This window comes from Methyloglobulus sp. (assembly GCF_040079455.1).
Lineage (GTDB): Bacteria > Pseudomonadota > Gammaproteobacteria > Methylococcales > Methylomonadaceae > Methyloglobulus.
Genome location: NZ_JBEBKJ010000003.1, coordinates 14,993 through 33,406, shown reverse-complemented (window position 1 = coordinate 33,406; position 18,414 = coordinate 14,993). Strand labels below are relative to the sequence as shown.

Annotated in this window: 13 protein-coding genes, 1 tRNA gene and 1 pseudogene; 10 read left to right on the top strand and 5 right to left on the bottom strand. The window is 42.4% G+C overall.

The genetic code is table 11. The features are described from left to right. The first annotated feature begins 65 nt into the window (after positions 1 to 65). Together ABL924_RS01360 and ABL924_RS01355 are read left to right on the top strand one after the other, a co-directional pair. A complete protein-coding gene (locus tag ABL924_RS01360; RefSeq protein ID WP_349025266.1) occupies positions 66 to 1,250 on the top strand; it encodes an AAA family ATPase in 1,185 nt (394 codons plus the stop codon). Continuing rightward, positions 1,247 to 1,873 carry a DUF4276 family protein gene (locus tag ABL924_RS01355; protein ID WP_349025265.1) on the top strand — a complete coding sequence of 209 codons (627 nt, stop codon included), beginning with the start codon at positions 1,247 to 1,249 and terminating at the stop codon, positions 1,871 to 1,873. Before ABL924_RS01360 ends, ABL924_RS01355 begins: the two co-directional genes overlap by 4 nt. Before the next feature lie 67 nt (positions 1,874 to 1,940). Here ABL924_RS01355 and ABL924_RS01350 read toward each other — a convergent pair whose 3' ends face one another. From ABL924_RS01350 to ABL924_RS01330, 5 genes and pseudogenes are all read right to left on the bottom strand, one after another. Beyond that, positions 1,941 to 2,489, bottom strand: coding sequence for a DnaJ domain-containing protein (locus ABL924_RS01350; RefSeq protein ID WP_349025264.1), 549 nt, complete (start codon positions 2,487 to 2,489; stop codon positions 1,941 to 1,943). 444 nt (positions 2,490 to 2,933) lie between these two features. After that, complete coding sequence (locus ABL924_RS01345) at positions 2,934 to 3,554, bottom strand: response regulator (protein ID WP_349025263.1); 621 nt, start codon at positions 3,552 to 3,554, stop codon at positions 2,934 to 2,936. Continuing rightward, positions 3,535 to 5,265, bottom strand: a complete 1,731-nt coding sequence (locus ABL924_RS01340) for a PAS domain S-box protein (RefSeq protein ID WP_349025262.1) — start codon at positions 5,263 to 5,265, stop codon at positions 3,535 to 3,537. The genes ABL924_RS01345 and ABL924_RS01340 overlap by 20 nt, the downstream gene beginning before the upstream one ends. A gap of 292 nt (positions 5,266 to 5,557) precedes the next feature. Then, a complete protein-coding gene (locus ABL924_RS01335; protein ID WP_349025334.1) occupies positions 5,558 to 6,322 on the bottom strand; it encodes an inositol monophosphatase family protein in 765 nt (254 codons plus the stop codon). 159 nt (positions 6,323 to 6,481) lie between these two features. Continuing rightward, a pseudogene (locus tag ABL924_RS01330) lies at positions 6,482 to 6,661 on the bottom strand (transposase); the annotation flags it as partial. A 487-nt stretch (positions 6,662 to 7,148) separates the two neighbouring features. Between ABL924_RS01330 and ABL924_RS01325 the strand changes: the two are divergent. The 8 genes from ABL924_RS01325 to lon all read left to right on the top strand — a co-directional run bounded on the left by ABL924_RS01325 (position 7,149) and on the right by lon (position 18,239). After that, positions 7,149 to 7,631: a hypothetical protein gene (locus tag ABL924_RS01325; RefSeq protein WP_349025261.1), complete on the top strand. Its 483-nt coding sequence runs from the start codon at positions 7,149 to 7,151 to the stop codon at positions 7,629 to 7,631. Between the two features lie 100 nt (positions 7,632 to 7,731). Then, positions 7,732 to 10,527: a right-handed parallel beta-helix repeat-containing protein gene (locus ABL924_RS01320; protein WP_349025260.1), complete on the top strand. Its 2,796-nt coding sequence runs from the start codon at positions 7,732 to 7,734 to the stop codon at positions 10,525 to 10,527. A gap of 640 nt (positions 10,528 to 11,167) precedes the next feature. After that, on the top strand, positions 11,168 to 12,019 hold the full coding sequence (locus ABL924_RS01315) for a radical SAM protein (RefSeq protein ID WP_349025259.1): 852 nt from the start codon (positions 11,168 to 11,170) through the stop codon (positions 12,017 to 12,019). A 78-nt stretch (positions 12,020 to 12,097) separates the two neighbouring features. Further along, positions 12,098 to 12,182, top strand: a tRNA-Leu gene (locus tag ABL924_RS01310). 102 nt (positions 12,183 to 12,284) lie between these two features. After that, positions 12,285 to 13,586 (top strand): trigger factor, encoded by a 1,302-nt coding sequence (tig, locus tag ABL924_RS01305; protein WP_349025258.1) that lies wholly within the window; start codon positions 12,285 to 12,287, stop codon positions 13,584 to 13,586. A gap of 11 nt (positions 13,587 to 13,597) precedes the next feature. Continuing rightward, positions 13,598 to 14,245 (top strand): ATP-dependent Clp endopeptidase proteolytic subunit ClpP, encoded by a 648-nt coding sequence (gene clpP / locus ABL924_RS01300; RefSeq protein WP_349025257.1) that lies wholly within the window; start codon positions 13,598 to 13,600, stop codon positions 14,243 to 14,245. Positions 14,246 to 14,363: 118 nt separating this feature from the next. Further along, on the top strand, positions 14,364 to 15,626 hold the full coding sequence (gene clpX, locus ABL924_RS01295; protein ID WP_349025256.1) for an ATP-dependent Clp protease ATP-binding subunit ClpX: 1,263 nt from the start codon (positions 14,364 to 14,366) through the stop codon (positions 15,624 to 15,626). A gap of 201 nt (positions 15,627 to 15,827) precedes the next feature. Beyond that, positions 15,828 to 18,239 carry an endopeptidase La gene (lon, locus tag ABL924_RS01290; RefSeq protein ID WP_349025333.1) on the top strand — a complete coding sequence of 804 codons (2,412 nt, stop codon included), beginning with the start codon at positions 15,828 to 15,830 and terminating at the stop codon, positions 18,237 to 18,239. The last annotated feature ends 175 nt before the right edge of the window (positions 18,240 to 18,414 follow it).

Below are 18,414 nucleotides of genomic sequence, written 5' to 3'. Positions count from 1 at the left end.
ACCCGCCCTTACATACAGATTTTTGAAACAAGCCAAAACAAATGCTTGTTAAGTTTGGAAAATTAATGAAAATCAAACAGCTAAATATAGAAGGTTTCCGTTCTCTCAAAAACATAAATTGGTCACCAGGTAATCTCAACGTGGTTATCGGCTCTAACGGAACCGGAAAATCTAATTTATTGCGTTTTTTGGAACTCATTTCAGTATCTGCTCAAGGTCGGTTGGGAAAATATATTCAAGCATTAGGCGGAATGGAGCCGATAGTTTGGGATGGTACAGCTACTTCAATTAAATTTACCTTGGAAACATCACCAATTGGAGGTGAATTAGGGCCTGAACATTACGAATTGGAATTAGCTCGATTGGGATTAGGAAGTTCATATAGGATCGATAAAGAACTTCTAGCAAATTCTCACAAACAAAGAAAAGGTCACGAAAAGAAACCGTTTAAATTCTTAGAAAGAATAGCAAAGAATGCTGTCATTTTTGATGAAAATGAACGAGCCTTCGTAACGGCTGAAGAATTTGTTTCGGATGAAGAAAGCCTTCTTGCAATCGCTTCGGGACCTTTTGTCAGCAATCATTTTATACCGCCTTTTCAGCGAGAACTGGCTTCTATAGCGGTCTATCATGATTTGCACGTTAACAAAGATGCTATTATTCGACAGCCATCTATAGCTCGCCTGGAAAAACGGGTAGACCCTGATGGTCAAAACCTTATCTCAGTTTTACACACTCTTTATACAGGAGACCGCGAGTTTAAACGAGATATCAATTCTGCCATGAAAGCTGCTTTTGGTGACGATTTTGACGAACTGGTTTTTCCTCCTGCCTCTGATCAAAAAATTCAATTGCGTGTGCGATGGAAAACGCTAAAGCGCGAGCAATCGGCTAATGAACTTTCCGATGGGACATTACGTTTTCTGTTTTTGTTAACTGTGTTAGCGAGCCCATCTCCCGCCCCCATTATTGCAATAGATGAACCTGAAACTGGCCTACATCCCTCAATGTTGCCACTGATTGCCGAATATGCCATCGAGGCTGCTACGCGTTCACAAGTTATTTTGACCACTCATTCCCCTCAATTTCTGGATGCTTTCGGTACGACAAGACCTACTACTACGGTCGCCAAATGGGAGAATGGAGAAACTATATTGCAGACTTTACGAGATGAAGACCTTGATTACTGGTTAAAAGAATATTCGCTAGGCACTCTTTTTAGATCGGGAGAGTTGGAGCAGATGGAATGAAATTTATTTTATTTGTAGAGGGACACACAGAAAAAAAGTCACTACCTCAATTTATTAAAAAATGGCTCGACCCTCAGCTAGTAAAGCCTGTCGGAATTAAAACTGTTCGTTTTGAAGGTTGGCAGGAACTGATTAAAGACGCTCCACTGAAAGCCTTAATGCATTTAAACGGCAATGCTAACAACGAAATAATGGCAGTTATTTCATTGCTGGATCTATATGGGCCTACATTTTATCCTTCACATATTATTGGAAGTGAAGAACGGTATAATTGGGCAAAGAAAGAAATTGAAAGTAAAGTTAACCATCCAATGTTTTTTCAGTTTTTCGCGGTTCACGAAGTCGAAGCTTGGTTATTGAGCGACCCCACTATATTTCCTCATGAAGTTGCAAAATCATTTCCAAAAGGAAAGATTCAATCCCCGGAAACAATAAATTTTGACGAACCACCGGCGAAATTGTTGGGCCGTCTTTACAAAGATCAGATCAAACGTAATTATAAAAAAGTGGTGAACGGTCAAGAATTATTCAGCAAGCTCAATCCTGATCAAGCTTACAAAAAATGCCCTAAGCTCAAGTTACTTTTAGACAAAATGTTAGAGTTAGCAAAATCAAAGGAATAGCAATCTCGTGTTTTGGATTTTTTGCAGGTTGTGCTGACGTAAGGAAGCTCAGACAAATAGCTCGCTCCTACTTTGTTTTATTTTCAGCAGGATTGGTTTTCTGTTGATCTGTTTCGGTCTTTTTTAATTCAGCCTCAAGTTCTATTTTTTCCCGTTCAGCTTCTGATTTGACCGCCAACTGCCCACGTAACGCTTGCTCAGGGTCTGGCTTCACCATTGATATTAAGACAATGACCACTGCTAAAATCGATACAGTCCATCCCCATTTATTCCAGTTTAACCGAGACAAAATTGAAGGGCTATTAGAAACCTGATTTGAATTAACCTGACTTAACTTAGGGACATTTTCTGTCGCCAATTCATCGGGGCCATGTGTCCATGCAAACTCATTCAGGGCGCTTCTTGCTTTGTTTAGTTCATGGTCGTAAGCCTCCCGTTTATCAGGGGCAGATAAAACATCATAAGCAAGGTTTAGATTGTGTAATTTCTGAATTTCACTCTGATCTTCGGATTCGTGTTCCAAATTATAGCGGTGCAACAGTATCTTATAGACTCCCCTGATTACTTCTGGACTCGCTTTCTGGCTAACTTCAAGTATCTCGTAATAATCAATCATTTCGTTCAATCCCAACTATTGTTTTTATCCTATTACTTCTTATTATCCGAAAGAAAAGTAACATATTTATCTTGTATTTGGCTCTGTTGTTTATTTTAACGAGACAACCTTACTCAAGGCTTGATTTGGATCAAACAATTATTGGTCAATCCGTAAATTGGCACTACTTACGGATTCCAGCGAATGAAATATTGGCAAGGCTCTAGACTATCAGGAGACCCAATGATAGCCTAGAGCCTTGGCAATTGTCGTTGTAGATTGTTTTGTTGTTGACCACAAGATGCGATATTTTCCTTGTTGACGTACGTATATCCCAACAAAAGCCTATCAAAGGCACTGATCTGTTTATCCCAAAATTAACCCTATAAAGACCAGCTATAATTGGACAGTCTGAAATAGTATAAATACACCAATCATTAGAGGGGGTATCGAGCTATCAGAAAATCAAATCAACCCACAATGCATACCCATTACTGTCAATTCAGCTAGGTCTTCGGCATCCATTTTTTCCATAATTTTAGCCCTATGCACATCAATAGTGCGGTTGCTTACATCCAGGTGCTTGGCAACTTCTTTGTTAGAAAGACCTTTGACGACTAAAATCATCACTTCATGTTCTCTGGGCGTTAATTGGCTTAGGCGTTTTTTCAATTTACGTTTTTCCGCATGGAGTACCCGTGTGTCCAGGTCTTTTTGGATGGCTTCCTGCATACGAGTTAATAGGACGTCGCTGTCAAATGGCTTTTCCATGTAGTCGACCGCACCCGCCCTGAAAGCCTTAGATGAGTCGGGAACATCAGCATGTCCGCTGATAAAGATAATGGGGATAGCAAAGTCTCTGCGTACCAGTTCTTCCTGGAGTTCCAATCCGGTCATGTTTGGCATTCTGACATCCAGAATCAAACAACCGGCTTGGTCGGGGTCGAAGTTATTTAGGAAGTCATCGGCGGATTCAAAACACCGGATCGCTTGTCCAGTCATTTCTATTAACATGCTTAAAGAATCTCTTACAAAAAAATCATCATCGACCAAGTAAACAAGGGTCTTAGGCTTTGATTCGGCCATTGGCAGGTGTCTCCGTAGGTAATGTAAAATAAAAAGTGGTGCCCTTATCCTCTTTGCTATTGAAATGTAGGGTTCCGTGATGGGCTTCTACCAATGATCGGCTGATCGATAAGCCCATACCCATACCGGAGGCTTTGGTGGTAAAAAAAGGCGTTAATATTTTTTCCTGTTGAATCTCCGTTAATCCTGGGCCGTTATCTTTGACCCTAACCACGATGTAATTTAAGTCACTCAAGCTGGTTTCAACAGACAAATGTCGCTGGGTAAAGTGCGGTAGGTCTTTAAGGGCATCAATACTGTTTCTGATTAAATTCAAAATGACTTGTTCTATTTGTACTTGGTCGATAAATACGTTGGGCAGGTTTTTGGTCAGCTCAAAGCGCATGGCAACCAAATGTTGTTTGAAGTCTGCCTCGAATATGCCGATAGCATCGTAAATTAAATCATTGATGTCTACTGTGGAGCGGTGGATTTTTCGGGGTTTGACAAACTCCCTCATACTATGGATGATCTGGCCCGCTTTGAGCGCTTGTTGATTGGCTTTGTACAGTACTTCGCTAATTTTTACTAAATCTGGGTTTTCGTTCTGGAGAAAACGCAGACAGACTTGGGTATAGTTGACGACTGCGGACAAGGGTTGGTTGACTTCGTGAGCAATACCGGATGCCATCTCTCCCATTAGTCCAAGTCGAGTAACGTGGGCAAGTTTTTCCAGGTGTTCTTTTTCTTGCTGCTCTTGACGCTTTCGTGCGCTGACATCCCGGACAATGCCACTATAGTATTGAATACCATCCAATGGAAATTCAGCAATGGTCAAGTCTAATGGCACTAGAGAGCCATCTTTTCGCAAGCCTTCAACCTCCCTGATTTGTCCAATGGCCTGAGGAATAAAGATACGTAGGTATTTTTGAAGATAAGAATCCTGTTTTTTTCTTGTTATTATCGGCATTAATTGATTAACGCTGTAACCGATTAGTTCTTGTGCGACATAACCGAAGATATTTTCCACTGCCGCATTTATAGAAACAATAGTACCGGCTTTGTCGATAACAACTATTCCTTCAATTGAGGCATTCAGTATCGAATTAAGCTTGGCTTCACGCTCAAGCAATTGATGTCTAGAATAATTAAGCTCATTGACCGTTTTGTTTAAAGCGGCATTGCTTTCGGTTAGATGATCGGCTTTTTTACGAATTTTATCTTCAAGTTGTTTGACGCGATCAGAAAGTTTTTTTTCGCGTTGGTCGCGCTCAGTAATGTCGTTGAGTAGCAGACACATCGACATCTCCTTATCGTCTGTGATACTGGTATAACCATGGCACTCCACATTAAAAATTGTGCCATCCTGGCGATTAAGTTTCAGGTTTAAAGCTATTGTCGTAGGCGTGGCTGCGAGTTTTTCAAGATAGTGTTCGTAAGGCACTTTATCGGAAGGGTGGATACAATTTGACAACGTAGCACCAAGAATATCTTGTTTAACACAGCCAAGTAGATTGACTGCGATATTATTGATGCGTTGGACATTGCCTTTTCGATCAAGCATTAGAAAGCTGATGGGGAATTTTTCAAAAAAAATGTTCTCACAGCCAAGCACAGTTCGTAGTTCCTGGTTCTGCAATTCGAGTTCAAATTGACGAGTTTGGAATTCAAGCAACAGATTTTGTAATTCAGCGCCGGACATTTTGCCGATATTGTCAAGTTTGTTCAACATAACTGGGCTATTTGTACTCTCTGCTGTGATTGATTTGTATCACCTTACAATCTTATCGAAGGGACTTTATCCTATGCTACAAGACTAATGCTACAAGACTAAGTGTTGAATATAAAATAAAACTGGGAGATTTTCAGTTTAAACTTATTTAATCAAACACGCTTGGTTAGCTAATATAAGTCTCATAGATAGTTTAGGTCAATTACAGGAAACCAAAAGCAGTAACCAAAAAATAAAATCAAATTTACGGGTAGTTCAAAACATAAAACACCTGTCTTGCAATTGTTTTTGCTTACATCAGTGATAATATCTGTTCAAATATTCGTCCATTAGTAGCCAGAATCTGCTTTGGAAAAACTCCTTTATTGCCTTTAAAGTCAGTGATAGTAGCACCCGCTTCCGCAGCAATGAGCGCACCTGCGGCAATGTCGTAAAGATTTAGTTCCTGTTCCCAAAACGCATCAACCTGTCCGTCGGCAACCATACATAAATCTAAAGCGGCAGAACCAAACCGGCGCTGCCCGGTTGTTTGCTCGGCAATTCTACAAAAACGTTGTAAGTTATTCTCTTTCAGGTAAGACCGTATGCAGGCAAAACCGGTAGCAACCATCGCACTAGAAAGTACTTGTTCGGTAGAAACTGAGATGGGAACGCCGTTTTTCCAAGCACCCTTATTTTTTTCGGCACAGTAATAATCATTGAGGGCAGGAGCGTAAACTGCGCCGAGCATAATTTCTTGATTAACCTCTAAAGCCACACTAACAGCCCAAAAATACTGGCCTTTTGAAAAAGAGTGTGTCCCATCAATGGGATCAACGACCCAACGGCTCGCTTGGTTTTCACTCTGGCCGCTTTCTTCCCCCCAAAAACCAAACTGGGGAAATTGCTTGGAAAGTGTCTCTTTAAGATAAGACTCAACGGCAATATCGGCTTCAGTGACAAAATCGCGCGGGCTTTTTTGGGTTATTTTTAAGTGCTCCAGGTTTTTATAATGAGACAGGGCGATTGATCCGGCTTCCCGGACTATTTTTTCTAGGTTAGTTAGTGAAGCAGTCATTTTGGGTGGAATAGAAAGGGCAGGGGATACATGCTTGTTTATTAAAATAAAATAATTTAAGTGGATATGCGTATAAGTGATATCAGTGGCGTAATTATAGCGGTTATAAAGTACATCTGTTGTAAAAACCTGACAATAGCAATTCAAGCCCTTCAGGGTCTTACGGTTGTAGCCATTGCGGCTGTTCCCGCTGTTATAACCGTCCGGCGAATGTTTCGTATAGCCTATATGGTCATCCATTTCGGTATTTAACGAAGCCTGCACCGTAATCTTTAGGATCTCACGGCTTAGCCTTGCCAAATCTGACGGCGATTTCAAGCCGCGTCCCAATTCTTCCATAGCTGAAATTAATTTTGGGTCTGTAATCAGGTCGTTCATTTTCTCTCCTTGTCTCGCCGCATTCTACGGCTTTGAAAATAAACGGTTACACGGATTTATTTACATCCTCTCAAGCCCTGTTCTTTGCCCACTAAAACAGTGTAAACACCTATTTATGTGTACTCCAAAACAACTAAGAAGATCTTTTGGAGGCTTCTCTGAAGGCATAGTTAAGCTGTCCTTAATTTTTGGGTGTTAATTTCAAACCTCTTATAGCTGCTCAATAAATACTTTCGAATAGCGATCACTTAATAAAAGCAAGACGGTATTAGAGGCAAATTCATTTTTTATTTCTGCTAAAAGTGTGAAGTTAGTCTCAAAGCCTTTCTGTTTTCTTTACTAACATTGGCTTCAGTAAATTGTTAAAGACTATTTATGTGCTTCCTTAGCCTTTTAAGATTCGATTAGCAATTTTTAGCAGCCCAAATAACTATAGAGGAATTTAAGCGTGTTTCAATCTATCACCCAAACGTGTTGCCTTTCAATTTTTGGTGCGAAGCGTCGTACTGCGATGTTAGTTAAAGCGGCTGTTCTAACATGTATGCCTTTTCTCGCTCAGGCCGATCAAGATCTTTTTTCACAGAAAATACAACTTATTGCCGAATCCAACGCGATGGAATTAGGCAGTGTGATGGCGGATGGGCATTGGACCCGAATAGAATTTAGCAAACCTTATATTGATCCGGTTGTTGTCGTTGAACCTTTTGTTGAAACTGAGAGCAGTTCATATATAGCGGGTATTAGAAACATAGACGCTATGGGTTTCGAAATTAACTTAAAAAATTGCAACGATTCAACTGAAATTCCCTTGCAGGAAACTATCAATTACTCAGTAATCGATAACAGTCAATTACCCTCAGCAGAACAAAAAATCACCCCGGTTAGACAGCGCTTTGCGTGGGGTGAATGTGCAATATCAACACCTAGCTAATACTGTACTGATTAAGTTGATGGATTAATGTCCACCTTGGCATTGCTTGTCTTGCTTTTTAATCAACACATTATTTAATCTCAGAGATCAGAGAAATTTTATGAAAAAAATTCGTTACATACCCCTAGGTTTGGCTTTTATTGTAGGCAATTTGGCATTCGCGGCCGACGAAATTCACTACACTATTACAGGTAAAAATTCGATTACCTTTGACTGGCATGGGACCGCGTCAGAAAACTCGATTGGCTTTGGACTTTCACCTAGCACTTATAGCCAAGTGAAAGCAAAAGCCCCAAACCCTGTTCCCAGCTCATCCCAAGGTTCTTTCTGGGAAGCCAAGCTCACTGGTTTAAAGGCAAATACTCTTTACTATTACTCGATAGGCAATGGGCCAGCACGAACTTTTCGAACAGTGCCACTTTCAGGCAGTTCGGGCTTCACTGTTTATGCTCAAGGTGATATCGGTGAGACCTCTGATTTTTTTAATATGGGTATCAATCAAGACTTAATTGCCAATGGCAAACCCGCTTTTGTAATTGGCTTGGGTGATCTTACCCTGGGTAATTCCTTTGGAAAAGCGGCTGTCGACCAGCATTTTAACGATGTCATGATATGGTCCAAAGAAGCCGCCTATATGCCAGTTTGGGGAGATCAAGACTGGCTTAAAACCAGCAAAGATAACTTTAGTAATTATAAAGGGCGTTTTGATTTGCCAAATCCTCAGACTTCTCCAGGTACACCCTTGGCTGGAGGCGAAGACTGGTACTGGTTTGATTACGGTAATGTCCGCTTTATTGCATTGCCAGAACCTTGGACAGGGGCGTGGGCGAACTGGAAAACAAAAGCCGCTACCCTTATGGCTCAAGCCCAGGCTGATAATAACATCAAATTCATTGTTACTATGGCACATAGGCCCGCCTATTCATCAGGTCATTATCCAGGCTCGGCGACACTCAAGGGCATTATGGATTCTTTAGGTGATCGATATAGCAAATACAGGTTAAATATCAACTCGCATAGTCGTAATTACGAGCGAAGCCACCCTCAGCACGGTGTTGTTCATATTACTGCGGGGATTGGCGGGGCAAATCTTCTGCAAGACGGAACTTGCCTATGGCTAACTTGTGCAAAGCCTAAGTGGTCTGCCTTTCGGGCTATGCATCTTGGGGCATTGAAGTTACAGTTTGCTCAAGCAAGCATTAAAGGGTCATTTATCTGTGGTCCGGCTGGTGGCGGACGCAATGACCTGAATTGCAAAAAAGGCAATGTTATAGACAACTTTACAATTGCGTCTACTTCGGTTGCTGTTCCTGCGGCAAGCAAAGCTGTTGTTGCTACCAGTTCTAGTAAGGCCGTTCAAGTAGCCGCTGCTGCTGCAGTGACCAGTACTGGTGCTTGCAGTAAAGTGGCCCTTAATGTTTCTGGTGCTACCAGTGATGGCGGCTACGCCTATTTGGTTAGAAAATCGTTCGGAATTCCGGCCGACACTGAAACAGCTCCTACAAGATCCACACTGCGGTTTTTTGAGAATGGGGTGGAGATGGGGTCGGCACACTCTTTACATGCTAACATCCGTAATATTGGTCTTGGAAGATTCAGCCACAAGAGCCTACCGGACGGTGCTTCAGAATCAATTCGCTTTTCTGCGTCAAATAATAGCAATCCGAAAACCAATGGGAAGAGTTATTCCTACTGTTTGAAAACCACTAACATCCCTACACCTACGCCAAAACCCGCGGCTACACCTACACCTACACCTACACCTACACCATCAGTGCCAACACCTGCATCAGCATCTTCTAGCTGTGCACCGGCACCGACCTCAACCTTAGTTGTCAACGTCAAAGATACAGGCGCAACTGGTAATGGCAGTACTAACGACACTGCAGCGATCCAAGCTGCAATCAACCAAGTTGCTGGAAAGGGTGGTACTGTTTTAGTTCCAAATGGCACATACATGATAGATGCAGTTACCCGCCTGTTGCTGAAAAGCAACATGACTTTGCGGATGACAAGTGGTGCTGTCTTAAAGGCGAAACCAAATAATCAGAATCATCATGGCATAATCAAAATTGATAAAGCATCGAACGTCAATGTTATTGGTGGGAAGGTGCAAGGCGAACGCGACCAACACGTCGGTGATAAGTCAGGGGAATTTGGTATGGGGATTGAAATCTATGGCGCCAGTAATGTGGTCATTGAAGGGGTCGCTGCGGTGGATATGTGGGGAGAAGGCTTCTATGTCGACGAAAAGTCTTCTAAAATCACCTTTTGCTCCGTGGTTGCTGACAATAACCGAAGGAATGGCCTATCGATAATTTCTGCTGATGGCGTAGTGGTCAAAAACTCCATTTTTAGAAACACTAACGGGCGCTATCCCTATACTGGTTTGGATATTGAGCCTGATCACGATAGCGTAGGTGTCAATAATGTGCAGATCCTGAACTCAAGTTTTTATGGTAACCAGGGTTCTGGCATTCAGTCTTCATATGATAATGCCTCCAGAGGAGGGCCAACAACGAACGTAAATATTGATGGAAATATCATTTACAAAAATGGTCGTTCCGGCGGGACTAATTCGGCTGGAATCACCCTATCAGAACAAATAGGTGTAAAAGTAACCAATAATATAGTCAAAGATAACACCCACAACGGTGTTATCGTAGTGATACATTCACAAAAGAATGTTGTCACGGGCAATACGGTTACAAATAATGGAGGTAAGGATCCGAATTATTCGAATGAAGGGTTTGGTATACTTTTAGATCTTGGGGATGATACTGCCAACGATAAAACGGATGGAAATATTATCATGAACAATACGGTTACGGGTAACCACCAAGGCATCGTAACATACCCTTCTAAAGGAAATAACACAGTTGGGCCGAATAAGTGAATTAAAGGCCTCTTTGATGTGTCCGAAACTTGCCATCTAAAAAAGAGATAACCAAAGTGATGGCAAGTGGTAATGTTAAATACAGTGTTGGTACACGCATGTAAGAGAATTCAATCAGTACTCTTAGAAAATCCCGCCAATCGTAAAATTGATGTATCGGCGGGGTCGCTAGTACCCTAACATCTGTGCATTGATGGATAATTAATGTAATCTCTTAAGTAGACATTTTAACCAAATGATGCTTAGAGTTAAGGCATGTCATCAAAGAAATATCGGGGCAAATTAACAGAATAATAGCGAGTTTATTTAAAACAACGGCTATCAAAAAGAAAAATATTGCCCCGTACCCTGACTCATGTCCAGGCACTCATTCATGCGGACGAAGCATCGTCAACGAATTCATTAACCGATGCGGCGATAGCGAAAGTAGTACCCATCAGCCCGTTGACGGTCTTTTATGCCTTTTGTGAGGAGTACTTCAACTGTTTTTATTTTAGAAATGTTTCCTGTTTCTTAACAAACGACCTTGAACAAGGACGGATTATCTTGTGTGTTGGGCATCTCGTAGGTGAGTACAAGCCCCAACACATCAAAGCCCCAATTGTTGGGGCTTGTACTCCCCACAATCTATAAAAATTAGATGGTATTACCATTAACAACCACCAACCACGACCGCGATGTAGCTGGGCTTAAATGCGTCTACCCCGTGCTTTCCAGGCGGGCGGGCGGCTTGTCCGTGGGCATCAATTTCAATACCAACAATGCCTGTAACTGGCGTTGTATTTATTGCCAAGTGCCAGACTTAATAAAGGGTGTAGCGCCTGATCTGGATTCGGCTTTACTTGAAGATGAATTGAAGTATTTCCTTAACGATGTTCAGCATGGTGATTTCTATCAGCGCTTTCAAGTGGATGCGGATAATCGCATCATTAAGGACATAGCAATTTCAGGTAATGGTGAGCCGACCAGCGTTAAAAATTTTTCCTATTTTATCAATATGATAGGCGATATTGCAACAGAGCTAGGGGTGTTGCCAGAAAGCAATTTTGTCCTGATTACCAATGGCAGCTTGATCCACCAGCAAAAAGTCAGAGAAGGGCTGAGAGCCTTGCACAGTTTCGGTGGTGAGGTGTGGTTTAAGTTTGATAGTGCTACCAAGGAAGGTCGGGCGATTTTTAACGAAACCGCACAATCGGTTAAAAGCAGCCTGGAAAATATCAGAATCTCATCCGAGTTGTGTACAACAAAATTACAAACCTGCCTTTTTGATTATGCAGGACAGGGCTTGGCTGTTAAAGAAAAGCTGGCGTATTTAGATGCTTTAAAAATAATCAGTAAAACGACTAACATTAAGGAAGTCTTGCTTTATACCTTGGCAAGACCTTCCATGCAGCCGGAGGCCAGTCAATTGGCAGCCTTATTACCCGATGTTTTGAGTGCTGTTGCGGAAGAAATTCGCCAGTTAGGATTTAAGGTGTCGGTTGCTTGTTGAACACCCTAACTACCAAATTTGGAAGTTATCGCTTGTTGCCAATCTTGCTAACCACTATAATGCACGGCTCGATCATGTGCGAATGTGGCGAAATTGGTAGACGCGCTGGATTTAGGTTCCAGTAGGGCAGCCTGTGGGAGTTCGAGTCTCCCCATTCGCACCACTAATTGCTTAAGTAAGCTAGTCTGAGCTTTGCTTGTCTATAATAAATACGCCGAGTTTCGGCATTCCCGTAAAAATCCAAACCGTTTGTTGAGGTAAAACCATGCAAGTTTCTGTCGAGAAGACATCCGAATTAAGCAGAAAAATGACTGTTATCGTACCTGAAGCTGTCGTTCAGGAAAAAATGGCCGAGCGTTTAAAAGCTTTGTCTCGTCAGGTCAAGATTGATGGTTTCCGCCCAGGCAAGGTGCCTCAGCACGTCGTCAACAAAATGTATGGCGAAAAGGTACGCGGTGAAGTGGCTGGGGATTTAATTCAATCCACTTACTATGATGCTTTGCGTGACCAAAAGTTAAATCCTGCTGGTCAACCCAAAATTCATGATTTGGATGAAACTGAAGGCTTCAAATATATCGCCGAGTTTGAGGTTTATCCTGAAATTTCCTTGGAAGGCATTGAAGGTTTGGCAATAACGCGCACTTCTGCTTCGGTAGAGGAAGGCGATGTTGATGCGATGATCGAAAAATTGCAGACCCAGAAAAAAACTTGGAATGAAGTGGAGCGGGCTTCTCGAGATAAAGACCGCATTACGATAGCTTTTTCAGGTGTGTGTGAAGGCGAAAACTTTACCGAAGGGCGGGTGCAAGATTTTCAAGTGGAAATCGGTGCCAAACAAATGATACCTGGCTTTGAAGATAACCTTATCGGATTAAAAAAAGATGAGGGCAAAACCTTTTTGGTGACCTTCCCGGAAGAATATAACAATGCAAAACTAGCTGGTAAAGCTGCTGATTTTGACGTTGAGACTTTTAAGGTTGAAGAGCCAGTATTGCCAGCGGTTGACGAAGAGTTTATCAAAGCTTACGGCACTAAAGATGGCTTGCTGGCTACCTTTCGTAACGATATAAAAACCAATATGCAGCGAGAACTTACCCAAGCGCTACATGGCAAATTGAAAAACTCGGTATTGGAAGCTTTATATGAAAAAATCCAGCCGCCCGTTCCTAGCGTCTTGATAGACGAGGAAATTCAAACGTTAATGAAGCCCTATCTTGAATCCGCCAAAAGAAATAAATTAAAACAGGCGGATTTACAGTTACCCAAGGAAATGTTTAAAGATCAGGCGCAGCGACGCGTAGCTTTGGGGTTGATTTTGGGTGAAATCATCCATATTAAAGAAATTAAAGTTGACGACGAAAAAGTACGTACGACAATAGAAGATATGGCGAAAAGCTACGAACAACCGGAGGCTTATGTGTCATGGTATTACTCGGACAAGAGCCGTTTGCAGGGTGTTCAGCAAATGGTGTTGGAGGATCAGACGGTCGAATGGTTGGTTTCGCAGGCAAAAATATCTGATGAAACCGTAGGTTTTAGTGATATTATGGATGCAAATCAACGCTAAACACTTATTTAATGTATAACAAACACAACAACATAAACCAGATTATATCGCCGCAAGCTGCCGGTACCTTAGTGCCGATTGTCATAGAGCAAACTGCACGCGGTGAACGCAGTTTTGATATTTATTCGAGGCTTTTAAAAGAGCGTGTCATCTTCCTGATCGGTCAGGTTGAAGATTATATGGCTAATCTAGTGGTGGCGCAGTTGCTGTTTCTGGAGTCGGAAAATCCTGATAAAGATATACATCTTTATATTAATTCCCCAGGCGGCTCTGTGACTTCGGGTATGTCTATTTACGACACCATGCAATTCATCAAGCCCGATGTCAGTACCATGTGTATCGGTCAAGCGGCCAGTATGGGCGCATTGCTATTGACGGGTGGCGCGAAAGGTAAGCGCTATTGTCTACCGCATTCACGCATGATGATCCACCAACCTTTGGGCGGTTTTCAAGGCCAAGCTTCGGATATTGACATCCATGCGCGGGAAATATTGCTAATCAGAGATAAGTTGAACAAGGTTTTGTCCCATCATACGGGGCAGCCGGTAGAGAAGGTTGCTATTGATACGGACAGGGATAATTTTTTAAGCCCAGAAGATGCAGTCAGCTACGGATTGATTGATAAGGTTTTGTCGAATAGAACTTCTGTTCCTACCTAAGTTTTTAACAAGATTGACGTAATTAAACTAGAATAATGATGATATTCGGTTTTAATATTTTGGTAATGACTATAACAAGCATGATCACAATGAGCTGGGTTTTTTCAGGAGTCCAAGTATGAGTAATGATAAAAACAGCAAGGACGACGATAAGCTGCTTTATTGTTCATTTTGCGGCAAAAGCCAGCAAGAAGTCAGAAAACTGATCGCAGGGCCGTCAGTTTATATCTGTGATGAATGTGTTGATTTGTGCAACGACATCATTAAAGATGAGTTGCAGGATAAATCTTCATCTTTTTATGGCGGTGAATTACCCAAGCCCAAGCAAATTAAAGAAGAGTTAGACAGCTATGTAATAGGGCAGGAACGCGCCAAGAAAATTTTGGCGGTAGCTGTTTATAATCACTATAAAAGACTGCGTAATAAGTCCAAGAAAGATGGCGTTGAGTTGGCAAAAAGCAATATTTTGCTGATCGGCCCCACCGGTTCCGGCAAGACCTTATTGGCTGAAACTTTGGCTAGGTTGCTGGATGTGCCGTTTACCATAGCCGATGCGACCACCCTGACCGAAGCTGGATATGTCGGTGAAGATGTCGAAAACATTATCCAAAAGATTTTGCAAAAATGCGATTATGATGTCGAAAAAGCCGAAACTGGTATCGTATATATTGACGAAATCGATAAAATTTCACGCAAATCTGACAATCCGTCCATTACCCGCGACGTATCGGGCGAAGGCGTACAGCAAGCACTATTAAAGTTGATCGAAGGCACTATTGCCTCCGTGCCTCCCCAAGGTGGACGTAAACATCCACAACAAGAGTTTTTGCAAGTCAACACAGCCAACATTCTATTTATCGTGGGCGGTGCTTTTGCCGGATTGGATCGGGTTATTAAGGCGCGTTCTGAAAAAGGCGGTATCGGCTTTTCTGCAGATGTTAAAACAAAAGATGAAGGCAAAAATGTTGGTCAGCTTTTTGCTGAAGTTGAGTCGGAAGACCTTATCAAGTACGGTTTGATCCCTGAGTTTGTTGGGCGTTTACCTGTTGTTGCCACATTAGATGAATTGGATGAAGCGGCTCTGATCAAAATTTTGACCGAACCCAAAAATGCCTTAATCAAACAATATCAGCACTTATTTGAGATGGAAGGTGCAGAATTAGAGTTTAGGGAAGACTCACTCGGTGCTATTGCCCGTAAATCCATGGAAAGAAAAACCGGTGCCAGGGGCTTAAGAACCATTGTCGAGAATGTCCTCCTTAATACCATGTATGAGCTGCCATCTGCCGATAATATCAGCAAGGTCGTGGTCGATGAAGGCGTTATTATGGGCGAAGCAGAACCGTATCTGGTTTACGAGACGGAAAAAATAAAGGCTTAGGCACAGTGGTTCATCAGAAACTCAAATAGGGGCTTTGTAGTTTAAAGCTCCTTTTTTGTGTTTGCAGGTATGCAATTCGCCAAAAAGCAAAAAACTTTGCTAAGTCCGTCTAGCTAAGGCCATTTCATTCTTGCTATTTGAAATAACATCCCCATAATCATGGCTAACGCACGTTTTGTTCCATTAATGGAAGCACAGAAGATGAAAGAATCAGAAATAATAGTCCCCGTATTGCCGCTAAGGGATGTCGTTGTCTATCCCCACATGGTCATTCCTTTATTCGTCGGCAGGCAGAAGTCTATTGATGCCTTGAATGCCGCCATGCTGGAAAACAAGCAAATCCTCCTGGTCGCGCAGAAAGAAGCGGGCGTCGATGATCCAGAATTTGCTGACCTCTATGAGGTCGGGACTTTAGCCAATATTCTGCAATTATTGAAATTACCGGATGGGACAGTCAAGGTTTTGGTGGAAGGTAGCGAACGCAGCCAAGTGCTTAATTATAAGGACACCGACGGCTTTATATCCGCCACGGTATCAAAAATTAATGACATTCTACTTATTTCAGAGCAAAAGTTGGATGCCTTAAAGCGTACGGTCATGAATACTTTCGATCAGTACGTTAAATTTAACAATAAAATCCCGCCCGAAGTGTTGAACGTTTTAACTGGCGTTGACGATCCTAGCCGACTTGCAGATACGATGGCCGCCCATATTGCCATCAAAATCCACGAAAAACAGGTAATCCTAGAAACGGCTGACATCGAGCAAAGGCTGGAAGTCTTGATGGCGCTGATGGAAGGCGAAGTTGATATTCTCGAAATGGAAAAGAAAATCCGTGTGCGCGTGAAGCAGCAGATGGAGAAAAATCAACGGGAATACTATCTGAATGAGCAGATGAAAGCCATCCAAAAGGAATTGGGTGATATGGATGATGTGCCTAATGAAATCGAAGACTTAGAAAACAAAATCGAAGATGCAGGGATGTCCAAAGAGGCCAAAACCAAAGCCAACACAGAATTGAATAAGCTCAAATTAATGTCGCCGATGTCTGCTGAAGCCACAGTTGTACGGAACTATATTGATTGGATGGTCAATGTGCCGTGGAAAAAGAAAACCAAGGTCACGCGGATATTGAAAGATGCCGAGCAAGTACTGGAATCTGAGCATTACGGGCTGGAAAAAGTGAAAGAGCGCATACTGGAGTACCTTGCGGTGCAGCAGCGTGTTAAACAGCTTAAAGGGCCGATATTATGCCTGGTAGGGCCGCCTGGAGTTGGTAAGACCTCGCTGGGAGAGTCTATTGCCAGGGCAACCAACCGTAAATACGTGCGTATGGCCTTGGGTGGGGTTCGTGATGAAGCCGAAATACGTGGGCATCGACGTACTTATATAGGATCCATGCCTGGGAAAATCTTACAAAGCTTGGCGAAAGTCAAAACCAGGAATCCGCTTTTCTTGCTGGATGAAATCGACAAGATGGCGGCTGATTTCCGTGGCGATCCGGCTTCGGCTCTATTGGAAGTGCTTGATCCAGAACAAAACCATACCTTCTCCGATCATTATCTCGAAGTTGATTTTGATCTATCGGATGTGATGTTTGTCGCGACTGCGAATACCATGAATATTCCTCCAGCCCTGCTGGACAGAATGGAAGTCATTCGAATTGCGGGTTATACCGAAGATGAAAAAATAAATATCGCTCTCAAGTATTTGATTAAAAAACAGATAAAAAATAATGGTCTGAAAGAGAGCGAAATTGAGATTTCCGAAACGGCAGTAAGGGATATGATCCGCTATTATTCCCGCGAGGCTGGGGTGCGTAGTCTTGAGCGCGACATTTCAAAAATTTGCCGTAAAGTCGTGAAAAATTTGTTGCTTACGCCTAGTCAGGAAAAAACGGTTATTACACCGGAAACTCTGAATAACTACTTGGGTGTCAAACGCTATCACTATGGACTTGCCGAAGAACAGGATCAAATTGGTCAAGTCACCGGATTGGCGTGGACTGAGGTGGGTGGTGAGATGCTGACTATAGAGACGGCGGTTACTCCAGGTAAGGGCAAACAATCGGCCACTGGTAAGCTTGGCGATGTCATGAAGGAGTCCATCGAGGCCGCCATGACAGTGGTTAGAAGCCGCGCAGATATACTTGGCTTGGACAGTGAAATTTTTCAAAAGAATGATATTCATATTCACGTTCCAGAAGGGGCGACACCGAAAGACGGGCCTAGTGCGGGGATTGGTATGTGTACGGCAATTGTTTCGGCACTGACTAAAATTCCAGTTCGCGCCAATGTTGCTATGACGGGAGAAATCACTTTGCGTGGTCAAGTATTACCGATTGGTGGGCTAAAGGAAAAGCTGTTGGCTGCCCATCGGGGCGGCATTACTACGGTTCTTATTCCTGCTGAAAATGAAAAAGACCTAGTTGAAATACCAGAAAATATTAAGCAAAACCTACTGATTAAACCCGTGCAATGGATAGATGAGGTACTGGAAGTTGCCTTGCAGTATATGCCTAGCCCATTGGTAAAAACCGCTAGTGGCGAGCAAGCTAAAGGTGAAACTGACACGGATAAAATAAAATCAAGCCCTGGTGTTATTGCTCATTGATGTAATTAAGTGTCGTCAAATAAAGGTCAGGATCGCTTTTCCCTGACCTTTAAAGCTTGACACTCTATGAGGGCAATTGTTATAAATACCAGCGGAATTGGTCTTATGTCCTTGATGGAATCAGCATAAGAACAGATACAATATTCTCGCTACATAATACAAGCTACAATTTCCT